Consider the following 20,980-nt stretch of genomic DNA (forward strand, 5'->3'; position numbering starts at 1 on the left):
TTGAAAGTTTGAGAAATTATATCAAAGTGTGCTTAAATTTCGCGCTTTTTATCTTGATTTTAACTCTTTTTCTATAAAATCGATGCAAAAATTCATAAAGGTAAAAAATTGCAAGATTTCATTAACAAAATCAAAAATGAAATTTCAACTCTTGATGATCTTGAGAAGGTCAGGGTAGAAATTTTTGGCAAAAAGGGCATCTTGGCGCAAGGCTTTGCAAAGCTAAAAGAGCTTGGCGAGGATGAGAAAAAGGAATTTGCAGCAAATTTAAACAAGCAAAGAGATGAGCTAAGTGCGCTTATAGAAGCCAAAAAGGCCGAGCTTAGCGAGCAAGAGATAGATAGTAAGATGAAAAAAGAGGCCGCTGATATCACGCTCTTTAACGAGCCTGTTGCTAGCGGGGCGCTGCACCCTGTGATGGCCACGATGGATAAGATAATTGAGTATTTTTTAGCTCTAAATTTCTCGCTCGAGACTGGGCCGCTTATAGAAGATGATTTTCACAACTTTGAGGCGCTAAATTTACCAAAATACCACCCAGCAAGGGATATGCAAGATACATTTTACCTAGATGATTTTAGACTTTTAAGGACGCATACGAGCCCAGTTCAGGTGCGAACTATGTTAAATCAAAAGCCGCCTATTCGCATGATAGCGCCAGGCACGGTCTTTAGACGTGATATGGACTTAACGCATACACCGATGTTTCACCAGGTCGAGGGCCTTGTGGTGGAGGATGCCGAGAAAGTTAGCTTTGCAAATTTAAAATCAATGTTAGAGGGCTTTTTAAAGCACATGTTTGGCAACGTTGAAGTGCGTTTTCGCCCTAGCTTTTTCCCATTTACGGAGCCTAGCGCAGAGGTTGATATTAGTTGTATATTCTGTCATGGCAAGGGCTGCAGGGTGTGCAAGCAGACTACTTGGCTTGAGGTGCTTGGATGTGGCGTCGTTGATCCAAATGTATTTAAGGCGGTTGGCTATAAAAATGTAAGTGGATATGCCTTTGGCCTTGGCGTTGAGAGATTTGCGATGTTGCTTCATAGAGTGCCTGATCTAAGGTCACTTTTTGAGGGAGATTTAAGATTGTTGGAGCAGTTTAAATGATAATTTCAAAGCATTGGTTAAACGAGTGGGTCGACCTTAGCGAGGTTAGCGGCGAGACACTTTCAAAGACATTAAATTCAATCGGTTTAGAAGTTGATAGCTATAAAGAGATAAATTTACCAAAGAGCATCGTAGTTGGCTACGTAAAAAGTAGAGAAAAGCACCCAGACGCCGATAAGCTAAGCGTTTGTCAGGTTGATGTTGGCAGCGAAACGCTTCAGATCGTGTGTGGGGCTAAAAACGTCGAGGCTGGTCAGTTTGTGCCAGTCGCGCTCATTGGCACGACTATGCCAAATGGTCTTGAGATCAAAAAGGCAAAGCTGCGAGGCATCGAGTCATGTGGTATGATCTGCTCTTCAACTGAGCTAGGACTACCTAAGACAAATGACGGTATCTTGCCACTTGATGAGAGTATCGGCAAACTAAAACTTGGCACAAGTCTTGGCGAATTTGAAGCGTTTAAAGATGTGATCATCGAGGTTGATGTCACAGCAAATAGGGGCGACTGCCAAAATTTACACGGCATCGCAAGAGAAATTTGCACCGCACTTGATCTAAATATGAAAGATAGCCACGAAAATGAAGATAGCGAAAATTTACTAGGCATCGGCAGGATCGCGTCTGTGCGAACTGAAGATAAGGTAAATGGCTCGTTTTTGTATAAAGCCTTTGAGCTAAAAAATGCATTAAGTGAAAATTTATTAACTAGGTTGAGACTAGCTCTAATTGATTGCCAAAAGACAAATTTAGTAGAAAGACTGCTTGAATACGCGACATTTTGCACGGGCGTCTTGTTTAGAGCTTATGATCACGCTAAGCTTGTGGGCGAGGGTGAAAAAGCAGTTTTTGACATCAAAAATGGCGAAAATGGCGAGTGCGTGGTCTTTTGTGAGGATAAAAATTTAGGCGTTGCTGGAATTTACCAAAGCGATGAAGCTAGAGTTGATGAGGGCTCAAAGGTGATCTTGGTAGAGGCTAGCTATGTAAAACCAGATGTTGTCTCAAAGGCCATTTTTGAAAATAAAAATTTACCAAAAGGCGATCAAGTTTATCGCTCAAGCCGCGGCAGCGAGCCAAATTTAGCTTACGGGGCGGACTATCTTTTTAAAAGGCTAGCTAGCTTTAAAGATAGCCTAAGTCTTTTTGCTGGCTCACAGCAATCACTTCTAAATACCGAACCTATCACGCTTAGCATCTCGCTTGGCGAGCTTAAAAATATGATCGGTCAAGAGGTTGCAAGAAACGATGTCGTTAAAATTTTAAAGAAACTTGGCTTTGAGATCGCGGTAAATGTCGAGCAAGAGAGCTTTAATGTAAAAGTGCCGTTATTTCGCCATGATATCGTAAATTCGCATGATATCTGCGAGGAGATCGTAAGGATAATAGGTATCGACAATATCGCCTCAACGCCACTAAATTTCTCTGAGAAAAATAGGCTAAATAAGACATATTTTGACTATAAAAATGCTTTAAATTTAAGGCACCGTGCAGCTGACAATGGCTTTTTTGAAAGCGTGCACTACGTATTTGACAGCCTTGATGAGTTAAGTGAGCTAAATTTCAAACCTTGCAAGATCAAGATACTAAATCCTATAAATAACGAGCTAAACACGCTTAGACCAGCACTTGTTAATCACCTTCTAAGCTCAAGCGAGAAAAACATCAAAAACTCAAAACGCTCAGTTAGACTTTTTGAGCTTGGCGAAGTTTTTGACGAAAATGCAAACCAAGGCTTAAATTTAGGCTTTGTCGTATCTGGGCTTTTAAAAGAGCCAACACTTATAAACGGCGCAAAGGGCGAAGAGGCAAATTTCTACGCATTTGCAGCGATGGTTCAAAATGTCATAGGCAAATTTGAGCTAAAACCTTACCGCGAAATATCGTATCTTAGCCCATACGAGCAAGCGCGTATCTATCAAAATGGCGAAAAGATCGGCTATATCGGCAGAGTCGATGCAAGAGTAGAGGCAAAAAGGGATCTGCCTAAAACTTATGTTTGTGAGATTGATTTTTCAAAGCTTAAATTTGAGCCGGTCTTAGCAGTGCCTTACTCAAAATTCCAAAGCACTACAAGGGATCTTAGCCTCATCGTGCCTGAAAATTTCGAGGCTGGACGAATTTATGAGTGCATAAGAGGGCTAAATTTAAAAGAGCTAAAAGAGTTCTTGCCGGTTGATATCTATAAAGATGCGAAACTAAACGGTGCGATTAGCCTTAGCCTTAAATTTACATTCCAAGATATGGAAAAAACGCTTGAAGATGACGATATAAACGCACTTATGGATAAAATTTTAAGCGAGCTAAAAGAGAAACTAAATATCGGAATAAGATGAGAATTTATCCATTAGAAAAAAGTCTAAATTTAACCATCGATGACATCGCAGCAGACAAGTCTATCTCGCATAGATGCGCGATGTTTTCGCTTTTAAGCGACAAACCATCTCGCGTTAGAAACTACCTAAGAGCAGGCGACACGCTAAATACCTTAAAAATAGTCGAGCTCCTTGGTGCAAAGATCGAAGATAACGGCGCTGAAATAACGATCACTCCGCCGCAAAAGATAAAAGAGCCAAAAGAAATTTTGGAGTGTGGCAACTCAGGCACGGCGATGAGGCTTTTTATGGGGCTACTAGCCGCACAGGACGGCTTTTTCGTGCTAAGTGGCGATAAATACTTAAATTCTCGTCCGATGGCAAGGATAGCAAAGCCTCTAAATGATATAGGCGCAAAGATAGATGGTACAAACAATGCAAACAACGCTCCTCTTTGCATAAGAGGGACTAAATTTGAAAGATTTAGTTTTGAGAGCAAGATCGCTTCAGCTCAGGTAAAAAGTGCGCTTTTGCTAGCGGCTCTTTGTTCAAATGGCTGCAAATTTAGCGAGCCAGAGCTAAGCAGAGACCACACTGAGCGCATGCTTGCTGGTATGGGAGCTGATATAAAGCGTGACGGTCTAGAGATCACTCTAGAGCCGATGAAAGGCCCACTTGCGCCACTTGACATAGACGTGCCAAATGACCCAAGCTCGGCATTTTTCTTCGCGGTCGCAGCTCTAATTATCCCAAATTCGCATATTATTTTAAAAAATATCTTGCTAAATAAAACTCGCATCGAAGCTTACAGGGTTTTAGAAAAAATGGGCGCTGAGATAAAATTTCATAAAACCTCAAGCAAATACGAAGATATCGGCGATATTGAAGTTAGATACTCGCCAAATTTAAAAGGTGTAGAGGTTAGCGAAAATATCTCGTGGCTCATCGACGAAGCCCCAGCTTTAGCCATCGCATTTGCCTGCGCTAAGGGTCAAAGCAAGCTAACAAATGCAAAAGAGCTTCGCGTAAAAGAGAGCGACAGGATAGCTGTCACGATAAATGCACTAAAGCAGTGTGGTGTCGATGCTAGCGAGCTTGAAGACGGCTTTATCATAAATGGCTCTGAGGCTAAATTTGCCACGATAGATAGCCACGGAGATCATAGGATCGCCATGAGCTTTGCCATACTTGGACTAAAATGTGGCATGCAGATAGAAAAGAGCGAATTTATCGCCACTTCTTTTCCAAATTTTGCTGAAATTTTAAAGAAAATGGGAGCTAGAGTTGAAGATCGAGCTTGCTAGTAGTTATGGATTTTGCTTTGGCGTAAAAAGAGCGATAAAGATAGCTGAAAACGCTGGAGATGCCGCAACTATCGGTCCGCTCATACATAATAACGAAGAGATAAATAGGCTTGAGAAAAACTACAATGTAAAGACGCTTGAGGGCATAGATGAGCTAAAAGATGAGAAAAAGGCGATCATCCGCACTCATGGCATCACTAAAAACGACCTTGCAGAGCTAAAAAAAACTGATATAAAAGTGATCGACGCAACTTGCCCGTTTGTGACAAAGCCACAACAAATTTGCGAAAAAATGAGCGAAGAGGGCTATGATGTGGTGATCTTTGGCGACATGCATCACCCAGAGGTAAAAGGTGTAAAGTCGTATGCCAAGGGCAATGTCTATGTCGTGCTTGAAGAGAGCGAGCTAGAGGGCATTAAATTTAAGCAAAAGGTTGCGCTCGTTAGCCAAACTACTAGAAAAGTTGAGAAATTTATGCAGATCGCAAACTATCTCATGCTTCATGTAAAAGAGCTACGCGTTTTTAATACGATCTGCAACGCGACATTTGAAAACCAAGAGGCTGCTAAAAATTTAGCAAAAAGGGCTGACGTGATGATAATAATCGGCGGCAAAAACAGCTCAAACACAAAACAACTCTACCTAATATCTAAAAATTTCTGCGAAGATAGCTATCTCATTGAAAGCGAAGAAGAGCTTGAAAGATCATGGTTTGATGGCAAAAATTTGTGTGGTATAAGTGCGGGTGCTAGCACACCTGACTGGATCATACAAAAAGTCGTTGACAGAATCAAAAAAGTATAAAATTTATCCTAGCTAAAGCCACAATTAACTATAATAAGCCAATTTGCCTATACTGGCATAATAAAATTTAAAGGATCAAGATGGCTGTGAACAAAAGTGTTCAATTAGGAAAAGCAAAATACGAAGATATCGAAGATATCGATTTTGCTGCGATGTTAGAGGAGTCTTTTAAAAAGACTGAAGAAGATAGTGACGCAAAGATCGTCAGTATCAATGGCGATGAGGTTTTAATCGACGTTGGCAAGAAGTCAGAAGGCATTTTAAATGTTTCTGAGATCACTGACGCAAACGGCAACCTGACGCATAAAGTTGGCGATACGATCAAAGTTGTAATAACTGGATCAAGAAATGGAAGACCTATAGTGTCGCACAAAAAAGCACTTAGAAAAGAGAAAGTTAAAGCTTTCATCGAAGCTTACGATCCTGAAAATTCTGGCGAAATCGACGTAAAAGTAGTTGGAAAAAATAAAGGTGGTTTTATCACTCAAGACGCAAATGGCGTAGAATTTTTCTTACCAAGAACGCACAGTGGATTTAAAAACGCTGAGGGTGTAGTTGGAAAATCATACAAAGTAAGAGTTATAAAAGTTGATAAAGAAGAGAATAGCATCGTTGTCTCAAGAAAGAAAATTTTAGATGACGACCGCAAAAAACGCAAAGAAGCTCTATCAAATATAGTAGAAAACGATAGTGTTATAGAGGGCACAGTTAAGAAAATCACAACTTATGGTATGTTTGTTGATGTTGGCGGCGTAGACGGACTTGTGCATTACAGCGAGATAAGCTATAAAGGCCCAGTAAATCCTAGCTCTTTATACAAAGAAGGCGATAAAGTTTTAGTTAAAGTTATCAGCTATGACAACGAAAAGCGCCATCTATCTCTATCTATCAAGGCTGCTACTCCAGATCCTTGGGAAGAGATCATAAATGATGGTCTAGAAGTTGGCGACACCATCAAAGTAACAGTTAGCAATATCGAGCCTTATGGCGCATTTGTCGATCTTGGAAATGATATTGAAGGATTTTTACATATATCTGAAATTTCATGGGATAAAAATATCAAAAATCCAAAAGATCACATCAGTGAAGGTCAAGAGATCGATGTTGAGGTTATCGAAATAGACGCAAAAGGACACCGCTTAAGAGTGAGCCTTAAAAATTTACTTCCAAAGCCATTTGATGAATTTAAAGCTAAATTTAAAGAGGGTGACGTAGTAAAAGGCGTTGTGACAACTATTACAAATTTTGGTGCATTTGTTAGAGTAGGTTGCGTTGAGGGCTTGCTACACAACGAAGATGCATCTTGGGATAGAAATGACAAGTGCAAAGATATGTTTAAAGCTGGCGACGAGCTTGAAGTAAAGATCATCAAAATAGACAGTGCTGAGCAAAAAATTTCTCTAAGCCTAAAAGATCTAAAACAAAGCCCAGTTCAGGCATTTGCTAATAAATTTAGTGTAGGCGACATCGTAAAAGGAACGATCCGTGACATTAAAGAGTTTGGTGTATTTGTTGAGCTTGGCGATAATGTCGATGCGTTAATCCGCAAAGAAGATCTAGGTAGTGTAGATGCTAGCACGTTAAAGATCGGCGATGAGATCGAAGCCGCTATCGCATTTATCGATGAGAAGAAAAATAGAATTCGCCTAAGCATACGCCGTTTAGCAAAACAAAAAGAGCGTGAAGTGTTAAATGAGATCAACGACAACGACGACAAAGTAACACTTGGCGACATCATAAAAGAACAATTACGCTAGTATAAATGGGCAGACGCACGCTTTTATTAGTAGTTGTTCTGCTCTTTGTGATGTTAGGTTTGGTTGGAGTTTATCTTGTTAAATTTGCAAGCGTAAATTTCAGCCAAACTACTGAAAAAAATATTACAAGTGAGCAAAATATAACCAAAAATACAGCCGGCAGTGAAAACTGGATCAACGAGCTGGCAACTATTAAGAAAAAAGATTACGTATTGCCCGTAAATGAAATTTTTATAGAATACAACCGACCTAAGATAGAAAAGCCAAAGATCACAGCATATGAACTTATGATAGATAAAAATGACATCTACTCTATGTTCTGCTTGATGCAGACTTTAAGAAATAGCGAGGTTGATTTTACTGTAGTAAGAGATGGCGCTAAGAGTCAGATCTTTTTAAATACCCAAGACTCAAGGCTTTTGCAAAATATCATTTTGCAGCTAAGGGTTTACGATATTCACTCAAGTGTGAGAGAGGTAAAATTATGAAAACTATCATTGTTTGCGATGCGATACACCCAGTAGGTTTTGAACTTTTAAAAAAAGAACAAGACATAAATGTAATAGATGCAGTTAATACCCCCAAAGATGAGCTTTTAAAAATTTTAGGCGAGGCTGATGTAGCGATCACTAGAAGCTCGACTGAGGTAAATGAGGCGTTTTTAGAAGCTGGTAAAAAACTAAAAGCTATCGTTAGAGCTGGTGTTGGCGTGGATAACGTTGATATAGATGGCTGTTCAAGAAGAGGCATCATCGCTATGAATGTCCCAACTGCAAATACTATCGCAGCAGTTGAGCTAACTATGGCACACATGCTAGCAGCTGCAAGATCACTTGAATACGCTCACAACGACCTAAAGCTAGATAGAATTTGGAAACGCGAGAAGTGGTACGGAGTTGAGCTTTTTAAGAAAAAGCTGGGCGTTATTGGCTTTGGCAACATCGGCTCAAGAGTAGCAGCTCGCGCAAAAGCTTTTGGCATGGATATCATCGCATACGACCCATATATAGATCCATCTAAAGTCATCGATATGGGCGGCACTTATACTAAAAATTTTGATGACATCTTGGCATGCGACTTCATCACGATCCACACTCCAAAGACCAAAGAGACAACCGATATGATCGGTGCTAAAGAGATAGCGAAGATGAAAGATGGCGTAAGGCTTATAAACTGCGCTAGAGGTGGTCTTTATAACGAAGAGGCACTTTATGAAGGGCTAAAAAGTGGCAAGATAGCATTTGCAGGTATTGACGTCTTTACAAAAGAGCCAGCGACAAGCCATCCGCTTCTTGATCTAAATAATGTAAGCGTCACACCGCACCTTGGGGCAAATACCCTTGAGTCGCAGCGAAATATCGCAGTAGAGGCAGTCGAGCAGGCTATCTTGGCAGCACGCGGTATAAGCTATCCAAACGCTTTAAATTTACCTATAAAAACAGAAGATCTACCGCCATTTGTTGAGCCTTATATCGATCTTACAAGCAAGATGGCATTTCTTGCAGCTCAGATAAACAAAAGTGCCATCAAGGCTATCCGTATAGAGACCCACGGGCAGATTGGTGAATATGCAAATTCAATGCTAACTTTTGCGATCGTGGGTGCTTTAAAAGAGAGTCTTGGCGATGCGATAAACTACGTAAATGCTAAATTTTTATGCGACGAAAAAGGCATAACTACCGAAACTAGCACAGGTGGAGACAGTATCTTTAAAAACAAGATCACAGTTCGTCTTACGACTGAAAATGGCATCGTAAGCGTTGGTGGCACGGTGTTTGGTGAAAATCAACAACGCATAGTAACCGTAAATGGCTTTAAGACTGACTTCAAGCCAAAAGGTAAGATGATCATCTTTAAAAACCACGACGTACCAGGTGTTATCGCTCAGATCAGTAAAATTTTAGCTGATGAGAAGATAAACATCGCAGACTTCCGCCTTGGTAGAGATGAGCACGGCATGGCGCTTGCGGTCATCTTGGTTGATGAACATATAAAAACAGAAACGCTAGAGAGATTAAACGCACTTGAAGCTTGTGTTTGGGCTCAATACGCAGTTATATAACAAATTACGAAAGGATAAAAAATGGCTTCATATTCAATGGGCGATCTAAAAAAGGGACTAAAGATCGAGATCGACGGCGTTCCTTATAAAATCGTAGAATATCAACACGTTAAACCGGGCAAGGGCGCAGCTTTTGTTCGTGCAAAGATCAAATCTTTTGTCGATGGAAAGGTTCTTGAAAAGACTTTTCACGCAGGTGACAAGTGCGAGCAGCCGCATCTTGAAGAAAAAGAGATGCAATACCTCTATGATGATGGTGAGTTTTGCCAGTTTATGGACACGACTACTTACGAGCAAGTTGCGATCAGCGACGAGGATGTGGGCGATGTTAAAAAATGGATGATCGATGGTATGATGGTTGAAATTTTATTTCACAACGGCAACGCAATCGGCGTAGAAGTGCCACAAGTAGTCGAGCTCAAGATAGTTGAAACTCCACCAAATTTCAAGGGCGACACACAAGGCGGCAAAAAGCCAGCTACTCTTGAGAGTGGTGCGGTAGTTCAGATACCATTTCACGTACTAGAAGGCGAGGTCATCCGCGTTGATACCGTTCGTGGTGAGTACATCGAGCGCGCAAATAAATAATCATACATCTGGCGCGTTAAATTTATGAAAGAGAAATTTGACGAGCTTATCGCTCTGCTAAAGCCGCTATTTAAGGATAATGGCTTTAGCAAGAGCGCTTTAAATTTCTACAAAAATACTCCAAATTTTATCTATGTTTTAAATTTTCAAAAAAGTAGTGGCAATAGCTCAGAGCGCACGAGATTTTATATAAATTGCGGCATTTATGCTCCTTTTATAGAGGCTACTCTTGGCAAAGAAGCGCTTAGCAAGCCAAAAGAGTATGAGTGCCACTTTAGAGCCAGAGTACATGAAATCACTCGCACAGCTGCTGCATACTACGAGCTAGAGCCAGATAGTGACATGTCTAAAATTTATGAAAATGTGGCAAACGACCTTGGTTTTGTTTTTGAATTTTTTGAGCAAAATAGCTCTGAAGAAAATTTAATAGAGCTAATGCTCGAACAAAATGGCCTTGCAGCGATAAATCAGCTCTACGAATATCTTTTGATAAAAGATAAAAGTGAAATTTTGATCTCTCATGCCAAAAGGCTCTTCGCAAAGCATGGCAGTGAAGCAAGATGGGCTAAATTTGACAACCAAATAAATGAGCTACTTAGAAAATATAAAAAAGACGAGATAAATTTTAAATGGTAAAAAACGAGCTTTGGAAAAATAATTCAATCCAAGCTCAATTAGAACTTCAGAAATATGTACTCTTTACTATGTAAAATTTTAAAATTTAAATTTAACCAGTCGATATGTCTTATCAAATCTAAACGTTAGTAGATTTTGCAGTATCCCAAAAAGTACCATGAAGGTGACAAAGCTGCTTCCGCCGTAGCTAAAAAACGGCAGTGGCACGCCCACAACCGGCGCAAAACCGATCGTCATCGAGACATTTACCCCCACATAAACAAAGATGAGCGCGGCTATTCCAGTGGCGGTCACCTGCGTGAAATAATCATTCTTAAGCCCGTAGTTTAGGCTAAGTAAGTGCGTTATAAGCGCTCCATAAAGCCCCAGCAAAAGAAGCGCGCCGTAAAAGCCAAAACGCTCGATATTATAAGCAAAGATAAAGTCGCTAGTGGCGATTGGCAAAAATTTAAAGTGCGTTTGCGTCGCCTCGTCCTTTGGCTTGCCTTTTAGCCCGCCGCTACCTATGGCGATGATACTTTGTTTGACGTGATAGCTTGGCTCTTCTGCGATGAAGTCGTGGATCCTCTTTTTTTGATAATCATGTAAATTTTCATACAAAACTGGCGCCGAAAATCCTATGGCAAGGATGATGCAGATCCAAATTTTCTTATTTACGCCGATGACAAAAAGGATTGTGTAGCCAACTATCAAAAGTATGAGTGCGGTGCCAAGATCAGGCTCTTTCATGATGAGCGCAAAAGGTAAAAGTATGTAAAAACTAAGCCTTAAAAAGTCTTTTAGCCCATACCCATCGACCTCTGGCGGGCGCTGCTTAACTAGATAGGCTAGCATCAGCAAAAAGGCTGGCTTCATGAGCTCTGAGGGCTGAAGCGTGAAGTGAACGAAGGGAATTTCCAGCCAGCGCCTAGCTCCAAGCTTGCTAATGCCAAAGATATCGACGCTTAAAAGCAGCACGATGCAGACCCAGTAAAATATCGGGATGATCCAGTCAATGCGTCTAATAGGCAGCAAAAATGCGATGCAAAATGAGACAAATCCGATGCCAAAATATACAAGCTGTTTGTTTGCCAAAATGTCGTTTGCTTCGGAGACTAGGATGTATGAGATGGCTATGATTGGGATGATTAAAAACGGCTGAATAAAATCAAAATGTGTTAAAATACGCCGATCTAGTTTTATCAAGAAGCAAACCTTAATTTTTGGGCTAGATTATATCACAAACAAGGCTTTGATTTTGGTTAAATTTAATGTTTTAAATAGCTCAAGACTCGACGTTGCAGTGGCCAAAGAGCTTCAAATTTCACGTAATCAAGCTTTAAATTTGATAAAAGACTCCCTTGTAAGCGTGAATTTAAAACCAGTTTCAAAACCAAGCTTTTTACTGAGTGAAAACGATGAAGTTTGCGTAAATTTTGCCCCAAAAAAAGAGGTGCAAAACGAATACGAAGTAAATTTTGACATCCCGATAATCTACGAGGACGACGATCTCATAGTGCTAAACAAGCCCCCGCAAATCGTCGTTCACCAAGCCCCAAGCGTCAAAGAGGCGACACTTGTTGAGTGGCTTAACAAAAAAGGCTTTATGCTCTCAAATTTAAACGGTGACGTTAGAGCTGGCATCGTCCACCGCCTAGATAAGGGCACGAGTGGCGCTATCGTCGTTGCTAAAAACAACTTCGCCCACGCAAAACTAAGCGAGCAGTTAAGCGATAAGAGCATGGGACGAATTTATCTAGCGCTCACTGACCTGCCTCTAAAAGAGGACGTCATCATCGACAAGCCAATCGGCAGAAATCCAAACAACCGCCTAAAAAAAGCGATCGTTGCAGACGCTAAATTTGCAAAAAGCGCCTTTGTAAATTTGCTAAGCGAAGGCGGAGTAAATTTGATAGCGGCAAAGCTTTTTACAGGCAGGACGCACCAGATAAGAGTGCATCTTGCTAGCATAAATCGCCACATTTTAGGCGATGATTTATACGGATTTAAGAGCCAAGGCGATAAAATAAGCAGGGTTATGCTTCACGCTTATATGCTCTATTTTATCCATCCGCGAACTGGCAAAAGGGTAGAATTTACCGCAAAAACGTATGATGACTTTAACCAAATAATTTACAAAAAAATTCCCAAGGAGATTTTTGATGAAAAAATTTGCCATACGCATATTGACACCATTTTTAGTAGCTTTCTTAGCGGGATGCGGCTCTAGCGTACCAACTCAGCAAAGCACGTCACTACCAACGATTACAAGCTTAAAAACTATTTCAGATATGACAGAAGTTGGCTTCGAGTGGAACCCAGTGACCGATGAGAGCGTCGTTGGCTACTACCTTTACCGCTCAAATCCAAACGATGCAAACTCAAAAATGCAACTAGTTGCAAACATAAAAGACCGCTTTGCTACGCACTATGTGGATCGTGACCTAGCGCCAGAGACCACTTACTCATACCAAATGAGAACCTACTCAAGCAACGCCATCTCTCAACCAGGTGCGATCGCAACTGCGACAACTAAGCCACTACTTGACTCTGTGCCATTTGCGCAAGCTATCACAGGGCTTCCAGGCCGTGTAAAAGTGATCTGGAGACCACATCCTGATAGCACAGTAGCAAGCTATATCATCCAAAGAAGCGATGCAGGAGCTAATAAATTTAGCCAGATCGCAGAGGTAAATGGCAGACTAAACGCCGAGTATATCGATACTGAGGTAAAACCTGGCAGGTCTTATGAGTATAGGATATTAGTTAAAACTTCTTCTGGCGTCATCTCAAAACCAAGCCAAAACATAAGCGCCACAACAAAGGAGTTACCCTAAATCAGTAACAAACGTTCAAGCGACCAAAAATGCGCCAAAAAAGATCATCTTAACGTGGGATTACGCGCCAGCTGAGGATTTTGCTTATTTTAAGGTTTATAGAACGACAAGTAAAATTTTACCTTACACATATCTAGCAAAAACGACTAGCAACACCTACGAAGACCTCATAAATACAAACGCAGCGACAAGGTACTATAGAGTGACGGCTGTCGATAAAGACGGTCTTGAGAGCTTAAAGCAAGAAGAGCCGATCGTTGGTAGCACACTTGGCGCACCAAAAACTCCAAGCATAAGCGCTAGCTACGATGGCAGCGGCGTAAATGTAAGCTGGAACGCAGTTGATAGAGCTAGCTCATACACAGTTTATCGAAGCGGTGCTAGCGAGAAAGTATTTAGCGGTATAAGTGATACTGGACTTAGAGATGACAGCGTTCAAAAAGGAGCTAGCTACTCTTACAGCGTCGTAGCAGTCGATGAGTACGGCATCGCCTCTGATAAGTCATCAAAAGCAGAAGTTAGCATAAAATAATGCCAAATTTCATCGCTTCGTCCTTAAAAGAGCTCTCGTTTCCATTTGGTAACGACAAGATCAAATTTCTTTGGCAAGCAAATGGCCGAAACGAGAGGCTCATCTACACAAAAAATGAAGATGAAGGCTTTTTTCTAGTCGCAAAAGGCGGCAAAAATGGCGTCGTCGTAAAGGGAGAAAAGCTTACAAAGCCAGCTAAAGTTGGTCTTTTGCAAGAGGCACTTGAGCTTTTTAAAGAGCAAAGTTGTAACGACATCATCAGTCAAGCATTTGCTGTAAAAAAGACAAATTTGACCAAAAAAGTGAGTGAAATTTTAAGCCTTGAAGAGTTTGTGCCAGCTTTTTGTGAGCTAAAAGATAAATTTAAAGAGATTTTTATCGAGATCGGCTTTGGCTCTGGCAGACACTTGCTCTATCAGGCTAAAAACAACCCAAATGCCCTAGTTATCGGCATAGAGGTCTATAAGCCAAGCATCGAGCAAGTAGCAAAGCTAGCTAAGGTAAATGCCCTAGAAAACGTGCGTCTAATAAATACCGACGCAAGGCTCTTACTCTCGCTTGTTGGATCAAATTTGGTTGATAGAGTATTTTTACACTTTCCAGTGCCGTGGGACAAGGCCGAGCATAGACGCGTGGTCTCATCGGCATTTGCACTTGAGTGCGAGAGGATACTAAAAGTTGGCGGTAAATTTGAGTTAAGGACTGATAGTAAGGAGTATTGCGACTTTAGTTTGAGTAAATTTTTAGAGCCCACAAACTCAAAGATAGAGGCTTTTAAAAATAGAAATTTAGAAGTAACTAGCAAGTATGAAGACCGCTGGAGACGCCAAGATAAGGACATTTACGATGTTATTTATACTTGTGAGGTTGAAAGTGGTGAGAGCGTTTTGGCTGGGGATTTTAGTTTTAAAGAAAAGACAAGCGTAAAAAATATCATTAAAAATTTTAAAAATTTCATCATAAAAAAAGAGGATCATTTTTTACATTTTGAGGAAATTTATACTATAAACGAGAGTGAAATTTTGCTAAAAGTCGCCTTTGGAGCGTTTAACAAACCAGAGCAGTGTTTCATCAAAATAAGCGATGAAAAAAGCGAATATTTTATAAAAAAACCGATCTTAATACGTGAAAATTTAGCAGCACACGAGCTTTTGAAGGAGTATTTAGCTGATGCAAGAGATAATTAGCGCAAGAAATTTAAGCCTAGCTTATGAGCGCAACGAGGTTGTGATCAATAGCGTAAATTTAGACATCTACGCAAATGACTTTGTCTTTATCACAGGCAAGAGTGGAAGCGGAAAGAGCACGCTTTTAAAGTCATTTTACGGAGAAATTTCACCACTTGCAGGCGAGCTAAATGTCTGCATGACGCAAATGGACGATATCGATGACAAAAGACTTTACGAGCTTAGGCAGCGAGTTGGCATTATATTTCAAAACTATCGCTTGATAAATGAGTGGAATGTCGAAAAAAACGTCATGCTGCCCCTCATCATCAAAGGCGTCAATCAAAATGTGAGTAAAAAGCAGGTGGCTAAACTTTTAAAACATGTAAATATGCTTCACAAAGCCGATAAATACCCTCGCGAGCTAAGTGGCGGCGAGCAGCAAAGAGTTGCCATGGCAAGAGCACTCGCGCACAATCCAAATTTGCTCTTATGTGACGAGCCAACGGGAAATTTAGACGAATACTCAAGCGACGTCATCTGGTCGCTTCTAAAATCAGCCAGAGAATTTCTAGGCACAAGCGTCGTCGTGGTGACGCATCACATCCCATCAACGCTTCGCATCCCATACCGCCACTTCGTCATAGAAAATGGAGGCGTGCATGAGATCGCTTAAAAACCATCTTGGATTTATACTGCCGTTAATCGCGCTTTTATTTTCAGTGCAGTTTAGCCTCACAGCGGACAAGATCGTAAGAGAGTATGAGAGGCTTATGGGAAATGACTACAACATCGTGGTGGTCTCAAACAAAGAGCTAAGCGAGCCAGTGCTAAAGCCAGTGGTTAGCACGCTGGCAAATGTCGAGCCACTAAGCCCACAAAAGATAATAGATCGCCTATCAAACGACATCTCGGCTAAAAATTTATCCATCCTTCAAAATGCCTTGCCTAAATTTTACTCGCTAAGATTAAGCGAATTTCCATCGCCAGAATATATGGAGGAGATAAAACAAAAGCTTTTGAAATTTGATGGTATAAGCAAGGTCGAGACGTTTTCAAAGACCCATGATAAGGTCTTTAAGATGCTAAATTTAGCCAAAAGCATATCTTATGCATTTATGGCGATACTTTGTGTCGTTGGGCTTATGCTTATGCTAAAGCAAGCTAAAATTTGGCTATTTGAGCATAGAGAGCGCATCGAGATCATGACGCTTTTTGGCGCGCCATTTTGGCTAAAATCTGCCATGCTCTATAAATCAGCCATGGTTGATAGCATAGTTGCGACCATTGTTGTTGGTACGTTTTTCTTTTTCTTGCCTAGCATTGAAATTTTTAGAGAAAATGCCGCAAGCATCGATGTAGTCTTGCCTAGCCTTGATCTTTCAAGAGATATTTTTATCTTATTTGGCGTGGCTGTGGTTTTAAGCATTTTTGCTGTTAGTTTAGTGATGAGTAAGGCTAGAAAAAGCACGATATGAAAAAAGGAATTTTTACACTTTTGCTAGCTTTTAGTCTAGCTTTTGCATCAAATACTAAAGAGAAGATAAAAGACTCCAAAAACTCGCTAAGATCGACGCAGGCTATGAGCGAGCAGCTTAGTAAAAAGCTTGATGACTTGGCTGGCGATATCGTAAATGGCGAGAAAAAACTTCGCGGCATAAGCGGCGATATCACAAATTTAAAAGGTCAAATTTCAGTTCTTGAGACAAATGCTTCAAAAGCGCTTCTTGAGCTTGATGATCTAACAAAGCAAAACAAAGAGCTAGAACGCACCCAAAAAGAGCTAGAGCAAAACATGATAAGGATCATCGCAGAAGACCTTTCATTTGATCTTATGATGTCAGCAAGCGAGGGCAAACAAAGCGAAGAGAGCATCATCTCATCTCAAATTTTAACCAAGCTAAATGCCATAGCAAAAGAGGACTTTAAAAGGCTTAGTGAGAACTACGAAGACACGATAGAAAAGATAAAAAATAAATCAAGTAAGATAAATGAGATAAACTCAAGCATAAAAAACTATAGGCGCAAGCAAAATGATCTACAAAGCCTAGAGAGCACGCAGAAAAATACAATAAACGGGCTAAAACGTGATAAAGAAATTTACAGCAAAAAGCTAGCCAAACTTCAAGCCCAACAAGACGAGCTAAGAAAGACACTAGAGCAGCTTGCTATCATGCAAAAGCAAGAGGATGAAGCAGCCAGAGCTGCTAGAGAAAAGCAAGAAAGAGCAGCTAGTAAAGGTGGCAAAAAGGGCGAAAAGAGCCAGCCAATGGGTGGGGGCTATCAGACAAGCTCAGTTAAAAGATACTCAGGCGCAAGGACGATCGCTCCGCTTGATAGCTACTCTGTAAAGCAAAAATTTGGCAATTACGTAGATCCGATATATAACATCAAAATTTTCAACGAATCAGTCATACTTCGCTCAAGCACGCCAGATGCGAAGGTTAAAAGCGTTTTAAATGGCAAGGTCGTCTTTGCAAAAGCGACCCCTATGCTTGAAAATGTCGTCATCATCGAAAACGAAAATGGCATCCACACGATCTACGCCCACCTAAGCCAGATCGCGCCAACTGTAAAAGTAGGCTCTATCGTGCAAAAAGGCTACGTCATAGGCCGAGTTAGAAACGATCTAACCTTTGAAGTAACGCAAAGAAACTACCATATCGACCCGCTTGAAATGATCTCAAAATAGTCACTTTGTAAGCGTTATTAGCTAAATTTAAAGCCTTTTTGGCTAAAATGCGTGAATTTCAAGGAGCATGACAATGAGTAAGAGAAAACGCGTATTGGTCAAATTTTCAGGCGAGGCCTTGGCTGGAGAAAATGGTTTTGGTATAGACACAGCTGTGCTTAAATTTATAGCAAGCGAGATAAAAGAGCTTATCGAAAATGATATCGAAGTTGGCATCGTCATCGGCGGTGGTAACATAGTGCGCGGTGTGAGCGCTGCAAAAGATGGTATCATCAAACGAACAAGTGGCGATCACATGGGCATGCTAGCAACTGTCATCAACTCGATCGCGATGCGTGAAGCTTTAGAGAGAAGCGGGCTTGAAGTAAGAGTGCAAAGCGCGATCAAGATGGAAGCGATCTGTGAGACATTTATCGTGGGACGTGCGCAGCGCCATTTAGAAAAGGGCAGAGTTGTTATCTTTGCAGCAGGCACTGGTAATCCATTCTTCACAACAGATACAGCAGCTACGCTAAGAGCTATTGAGATTGGCTCAGATATGATCATAAAAGCGACAAAAGTTGATGGCGTTTATGACAAAGATCCTAAAAAATTCAAAGATGCAAAACTTCTAAAATCACTAAACTACGAAAAGGCGATGAGCGATGATATCAAGGTTATGGACGACACTGCCATAGCTTTAGCAAAGGACAACGCACTGCCGATCTTAGTTTGTAATATGTTTAAGGCTGGAAATTTATTAAAAATAATAAATGAAGAAGAAGCAGCCCTATACTCAGTTGTAAAATAAATTTCAAAAAGGATAAAAATGAGAACAGAACAAATCACAGCAAGAGCGCTAAAACAAGTAGGAGATGACAGATATAAGCTTTCACTTATCGTTGCAAAGCGCGCAGAAGCGCTAGCAAATGGCGCCATAGCTTTAGTTGATGCTGATACTTCAAAGATGAAATTCGCCGACATAGCACTACTTGAAGTGGCTGAGGGCAAAATAGGCTTAGAGGCAATAGTTGAAGGAAAATAGTCTTTTTTTAGAGCAGTTGATAGAGCAAATTTTAGCTTGTAAAAACGTTTCAGAAGCGATAAAACTGCTCTTTTCTCTTTGTGAGAGAAGTGAAATTTTAGACAAAGCCGTAGATAGCTGCGTCACATCTCACGCTGGACAATACCGCAAAAGTGGCGAACCATACGCCATCCACCCCATCTTAGTAGCCTCTATCGTAGCAAATATGGGCGGCGATGAGAGCATGGTTATAGCTGCACTTCTTCATGACGTGGTCGAAGATACCGACGTAACGTTAGGTGAGCTTCAGGCCGAATTTGGCGATGAGGTAGCAAAGCTGGTTGAAGGGCTTACAAAGATAGTTGCCATTAGAGAAAACAAGCTCGCAAGCTCAGATAGTAACGAAAAACTAGCAAGCTCGGCGCTAACTTTTAGAAAGATGCTCTTAATCTCCATAGAAGACATCAGAGTCCTTGTCGTAAAGCTTTGCGACAGACTTCACAACATGCTAACTCTTGAGGCACTAAGGCCTGAAAAGCAAAAACGCATAGCCGAAGAGACGCTTATGGTCTATGCTCCGATCGCTCATAGGCTGGGAATTTCATCGATCAAAAATATGCTTGAAGATCTAAGCTTTAAGTATGCGATGCCAGAAGAGTACGCAAAGATCGATAGCTACCTAAACAAAAACAAGCAGCAGCTTAGCCTAAAGCTAAATGCTTTTCACGAAAAAGTAAGTCAAATTTTGCTTGAAAATGGCTTTATCGAGGGCACTTTTGAGATACAAAAACGTATAAAACACTACTACTCGATCTATCTAAAGATGCAAAGAAAGGGCATTTCTATCGAAGAGGTGCTTGACTTGCTTGCCATTAGGATCATCGTGCAAAAGCCGCTTGATTGCTACCTTGCACTTGGAAATTTGCATATAAATTTTAACCCTCTCATCTCAAGATTTAAAGACTATATCGCGCTTCCAAAGCAAAATGGCTATCAAACGATACACACAACCATTTTTGATAACAAAAGCATATTTGAGGCGCAAGTTCGCACTTATGATATGCATAAAACCGCTGAATACGGCGTTGCCGCTCACTGGAAATATAAAAATGGTGAGGGCAGCCTCTTAAATCCAAAGCTTGAATGGCTAAATGACATCAGCATGCAAAATAGCGAGAACGAGAGCAACGTCGAAGAGCTATATGAATATGCAAAAGATAGCCTTTATATCGAAGATATCGCAGTTTATTCTCCAAAGGGCGAGGTCTTTACATTGCCACGTGGTGCTACGGCGCTTGATTACGCTTATGAGATTCACTCAGAGATCGGACTTTACGCAAAAGAAGCTTATATAAACCGCGTTAGGATGCCACTTCTAACGGAGCTAAAAAATGGCGACATCGTTAGGATAGTAACTGGCGAAGAGGCTAAATTTCGCTGTTCGTGGATAAATAGCGTGCGAACAGGCAAGGCAAAGGCGACGATAAGGTCATTTTGTAAGCAAAAGATAAGAGATATAAACTACAAAATGGCGATAGATATTTTAAAATCAGTATTTAACGTCTCAAAAGATAGAATTTTAGAGTGGGTAGAGAGTGAAAATTTAGGCAAAAAGGTATTTCGCGCAGCAACTGATAGCGAGTATCTGCAAGAAGTGGCAAATATGCTTAAAAAATACATCAGAAAAGAGCGTCCATTTATGATCTCTTTGGGCGACAAATACCAGATCAAAAAGCAGAAATTTGAAAACATAGTGATCTACTCAAACCATAAAATTTCAAATGTCGAGTTTGATTATTGTTGCAATCCAAAAAGGGGCGATAGCATAGTTGGCTTTAAAAATGGTCACACAGTGACAGTGCATCACAAGCTTTGCGAGCGTGCTGGCAAGCTAATGGATAAAGGCGATGAGATCATCTTTGTCAAATGGACGAGAAATGCCCCGCATAGGTATAAAATTTTATTAAATTTAGAAAACAGAAAAGGTGCGTTGGCTGAATTTTTAACATATCTTGCTAGACTTGATATAAATTTAGCTACAATCTCGCTAAACGAAGCAAATGATCTTAGCGGAGATACGTTTGAAATAAGCGTCGAAATAGCAGAAAATATCGATGCAAACGAGATCAAAGAGAAGATCAAAGATAGATATAAGATTATTGATTTTGTTTCGCAAAGCGACCCATATCATAATTAGGAGAGA

The 20,980-nt window shown here is 40.7% G+C and carries 20 protein-coding genes; 19 read left to right on the forward strand and 1 reads right to left on the reverse strand.

Going from position 1 to position 20,980, the window contains the following annotated elements; genetic code table 11:
* The first annotated feature begins 108 nt into the window (after positions 1 to 108).
* The 9 genes from pheS to CYO90_RS09935 all read left to right on the forward strand — a co-directional run bounded on the left by pheS (position 109) and on the right by CYO90_RS09935 (position 10,568).
* The gene (gene pheS, locus CYO90_RS09895; protein WP_103579374.1) at positions 109 to 1,104 is read left to right on the forward strand and encodes a phenylalanine--tRNA ligase subunit alpha; all 996 of its coding nucleotides are present in this window, start codon (positions 109 to 111) and stop codon (positions 1,102 to 1,104) included.
* A complete protein-coding gene (pheT, locus tag CYO90_RS09900) occupies positions 1,101 to 3,437 on the forward strand; it encodes a phenylalanine--tRNA ligase subunit beta (protein WP_103579375.1) in 2,337 nt (778 codons plus the stop codon). Before pheS ends, pheT begins: the two co-directional genes overlap by 4 nt.
* The gene (gene aroA / locus CYO90_RS09905; RefSeq protein WP_103579376.1) at positions 3,434 to 4,720 is read left to right on the forward strand and encodes a 3-phosphoshikimate 1-carboxyvinyltransferase; all 1,287 of its coding nucleotides are present in this window, start codon (positions 3,434 to 3,436) and stop codon (positions 4,718 to 4,720) included. The genes pheT and aroA overlap by 4 nt, the downstream gene beginning before the upstream one ends.
* Positions 4,701 to 5,525: a 4-hydroxy-3-methylbut-2-enyl diphosphate reductase gene (locus CYO90_RS09910; RefSeq protein ID WP_021093116.1), complete on the forward strand. Its 825-nt coding sequence runs from the start codon at positions 4,701 to 4,703 to the stop codon at positions 5,523 to 5,525. Before aroA ends, CYO90_RS09910 begins: the two co-directional genes overlap by 20 nt.
* 80 nt (positions 5,526 to 5,605) lie before the next feature.
* Positions 5,606 to 7,282, forward strand: a complete 1,677-nt coding sequence (locus CYO90_RS09915; RefSeq protein ID WP_103579377.1) for a 30S ribosomal protein S1 — start codon at positions 5,606 to 5,608, stop codon at positions 7,280 to 7,282.
* Between the two features lie 5 nt (positions 7,283 to 7,287).
* On the forward strand, positions 7,288 to 7,770 hold the full coding sequence (locus tag CYO90_RS09920; RefSeq protein ID WP_103558816.1) for a hypothetical protein: 483 nt from the start codon (positions 7,288 to 7,290) through the stop codon (positions 7,768 to 7,770).
* Positions 7,764 to 9,344 carry a phosphoglycerate dehydrogenase gene (gene serA, locus CYO90_RS09925; RefSeq protein WP_223227349.1) on the forward strand — a complete coding sequence of 527 codons (1,581 nt, stop codon included), beginning with the start codon at positions 7,764 to 7,766 and terminating at the stop codon, positions 9,342 to 9,344. The genes CYO90_RS09920 and serA overlap by 7 nt, the downstream gene beginning before the upstream one ends.
* Positions 9,345 to 9,365: 21 nt before the next feature.
* The gene (gene efp, locus CYO90_RS09930; RefSeq protein ID WP_004317246.1) at positions 9,366 to 9,932 is read left to right on the forward strand and encodes an elongation factor P; all 567 of its coding nucleotides are present in this window, start codon (positions 9,366 to 9,368) and stop codon (positions 9,930 to 9,932) included.
* A gap of 24 nt (positions 9,933 to 9,956) precedes the next feature.
* Positions 9,957 to 10,568, forward strand: a complete 612-nt coding sequence (locus CYO90_RS09935) for a DUF4304 domain-containing protein (protein WP_103579378.1) — start codon at positions 9,957 to 9,959, stop codon at positions 10,566 to 10,568.
* A 78-nt stretch (positions 10,569 to 10,646) separates the two neighbouring features.
* Here the strand turns inward: CYO90_RS09935 and CYO90_RS09940 are convergent, their stop codons facing one another.
* Positions 10,647 to 11,753 (reverse strand): FtsW/RodA/SpoVE family cell cycle protein, encoded by a 1,107-nt coding sequence (locus CYO90_RS09940; RefSeq protein ID WP_103579379.1) that lies wholly within the window; start codon positions 11,751 to 11,753, stop codon positions 10,647 to 10,649.
* 52 nt (positions 11,754 to 11,805) lie between these two features.
* On the opposite strand from CYO90_RS09940, the gene CYO90_RS09945 reads away from it, so the two are divergent.
* From CYO90_RS09945 to CYO90_RS09990, 10 genes are all read left to right on the forward strand, one after another.
* Positions 11,806 to 12,777, forward strand: a complete 972-nt coding sequence (locus tag CYO90_RS09945) for an RluA family pseudouridine synthase (RefSeq protein ID WP_103579380.1) — start codon at positions 11,806 to 11,808, stop codon at positions 12,775 to 12,777.
* Positions 12,710 to 13,384 (forward strand): fibronectin type III domain-containing protein, encoded by a 675-nt coding sequence (locus tag CYO90_RS09950; RefSeq protein ID WP_181000247.1) that lies wholly within the window; start codon positions 12,710 to 12,712, stop codon positions 13,382 to 13,384. Before CYO90_RS09945 ends, CYO90_RS09950 begins: the two co-directional genes overlap by 68 nt.
* Before the next feature lie 202 nt (positions 13,385 to 13,586).
* On the forward strand, positions 13,587 to 13,916 hold the full coding sequence (locus CYO90_RS09955) for a hypothetical protein (protein WP_223227429.1): 330 nt from the start codon (positions 13,587 to 13,589) through the stop codon (positions 13,914 to 13,916).
* Positions 13,916 to 15,103 carry a tRNA (guanosine(46)-N7)-methyltransferase TrmB gene (gene trmB / locus CYO90_RS09960; protein ID WP_103579382.1) on the forward strand — a complete coding sequence of 396 codons (1,188 nt, stop codon included), beginning with the start codon at positions 13,916 to 13,918 and terminating at the stop codon, positions 15,101 to 15,103. The genes CYO90_RS09955 and trmB overlap by 1 nt, the downstream gene beginning before the upstream one ends.
* A complete protein-coding gene (locus tag CYO90_RS09965; RefSeq protein ID WP_103579383.1) occupies positions 15,087 to 15,758 on the forward strand; it encodes a cell division ATP-binding protein FtsE in 672 nt (223 codons plus the stop codon). The genes trmB and CYO90_RS09965 overlap by 17 nt, the downstream gene beginning before the upstream one ends.
* Positions 15,745 to 16,560: a cell division protein FtsX gene (locus CYO90_RS09970; RefSeq protein ID WP_103579384.1), complete on the forward strand. Its 816-nt coding sequence runs from the start codon at positions 15,745 to 15,747 to the stop codon at positions 16,558 to 16,560. Before CYO90_RS09965 ends, CYO90_RS09970 begins: the two co-directional genes overlap by 14 nt.
* Positions 16,557 to 17,774, forward strand: coding sequence for a murein hydrolase activator EnvC family protein (locus CYO90_RS09975; RefSeq protein ID WP_103579385.1), 1,218 nt, complete (start codon positions 16,557 to 16,559; stop codon positions 17,772 to 17,774). The genes CYO90_RS09970 and CYO90_RS09975 overlap by 4 nt, the downstream gene beginning before the upstream one ends.
* Before the next feature lie 73 nt (positions 17,775 to 17,847).
* Positions 17,848 to 18,564, forward strand: a complete 717-nt coding sequence (pyrH, locus tag CYO90_RS09980; protein ID WP_009294284.1) for a UMP kinase — start codon at positions 17,848 to 17,850, stop codon at positions 18,562 to 18,564.
* Between the two features lie 18 nt (positions 18,565 to 18,582).
* Positions 18,583 to 18,798 (forward strand): DNA-directed RNA polymerase subunit omega, encoded by a 216-nt coding sequence (locus CYO90_RS09985; protein ID WP_004317259.1) that lies wholly within the window; start codon positions 18,583 to 18,585, stop codon positions 18,796 to 18,798.
* Positions 18,785 to 20,974: a RelA/SpoT family protein gene (locus CYO90_RS09990; protein ID WP_103579386.1), complete on the forward strand. Its 2,190-nt coding sequence runs from the start codon at positions 18,785 to 18,787 to the stop codon at positions 20,972 to 20,974. The genes CYO90_RS09985 and CYO90_RS09990 overlap by 14 nt, the downstream gene beginning before the upstream one ends.
* The last annotated feature ends 6 nt before the right edge of the window (positions 20,975 to 20,980 follow it).

Origin of the sequence: Campylobacter concisus, assembly GCF_002913745.1 — a bacterium.
Lineage (GTDB): Bacteria > Campylobacterota > Campylobacteria > Campylobacterales > Campylobacteraceae > Campylobacter_A > Campylobacter_A concisus_R.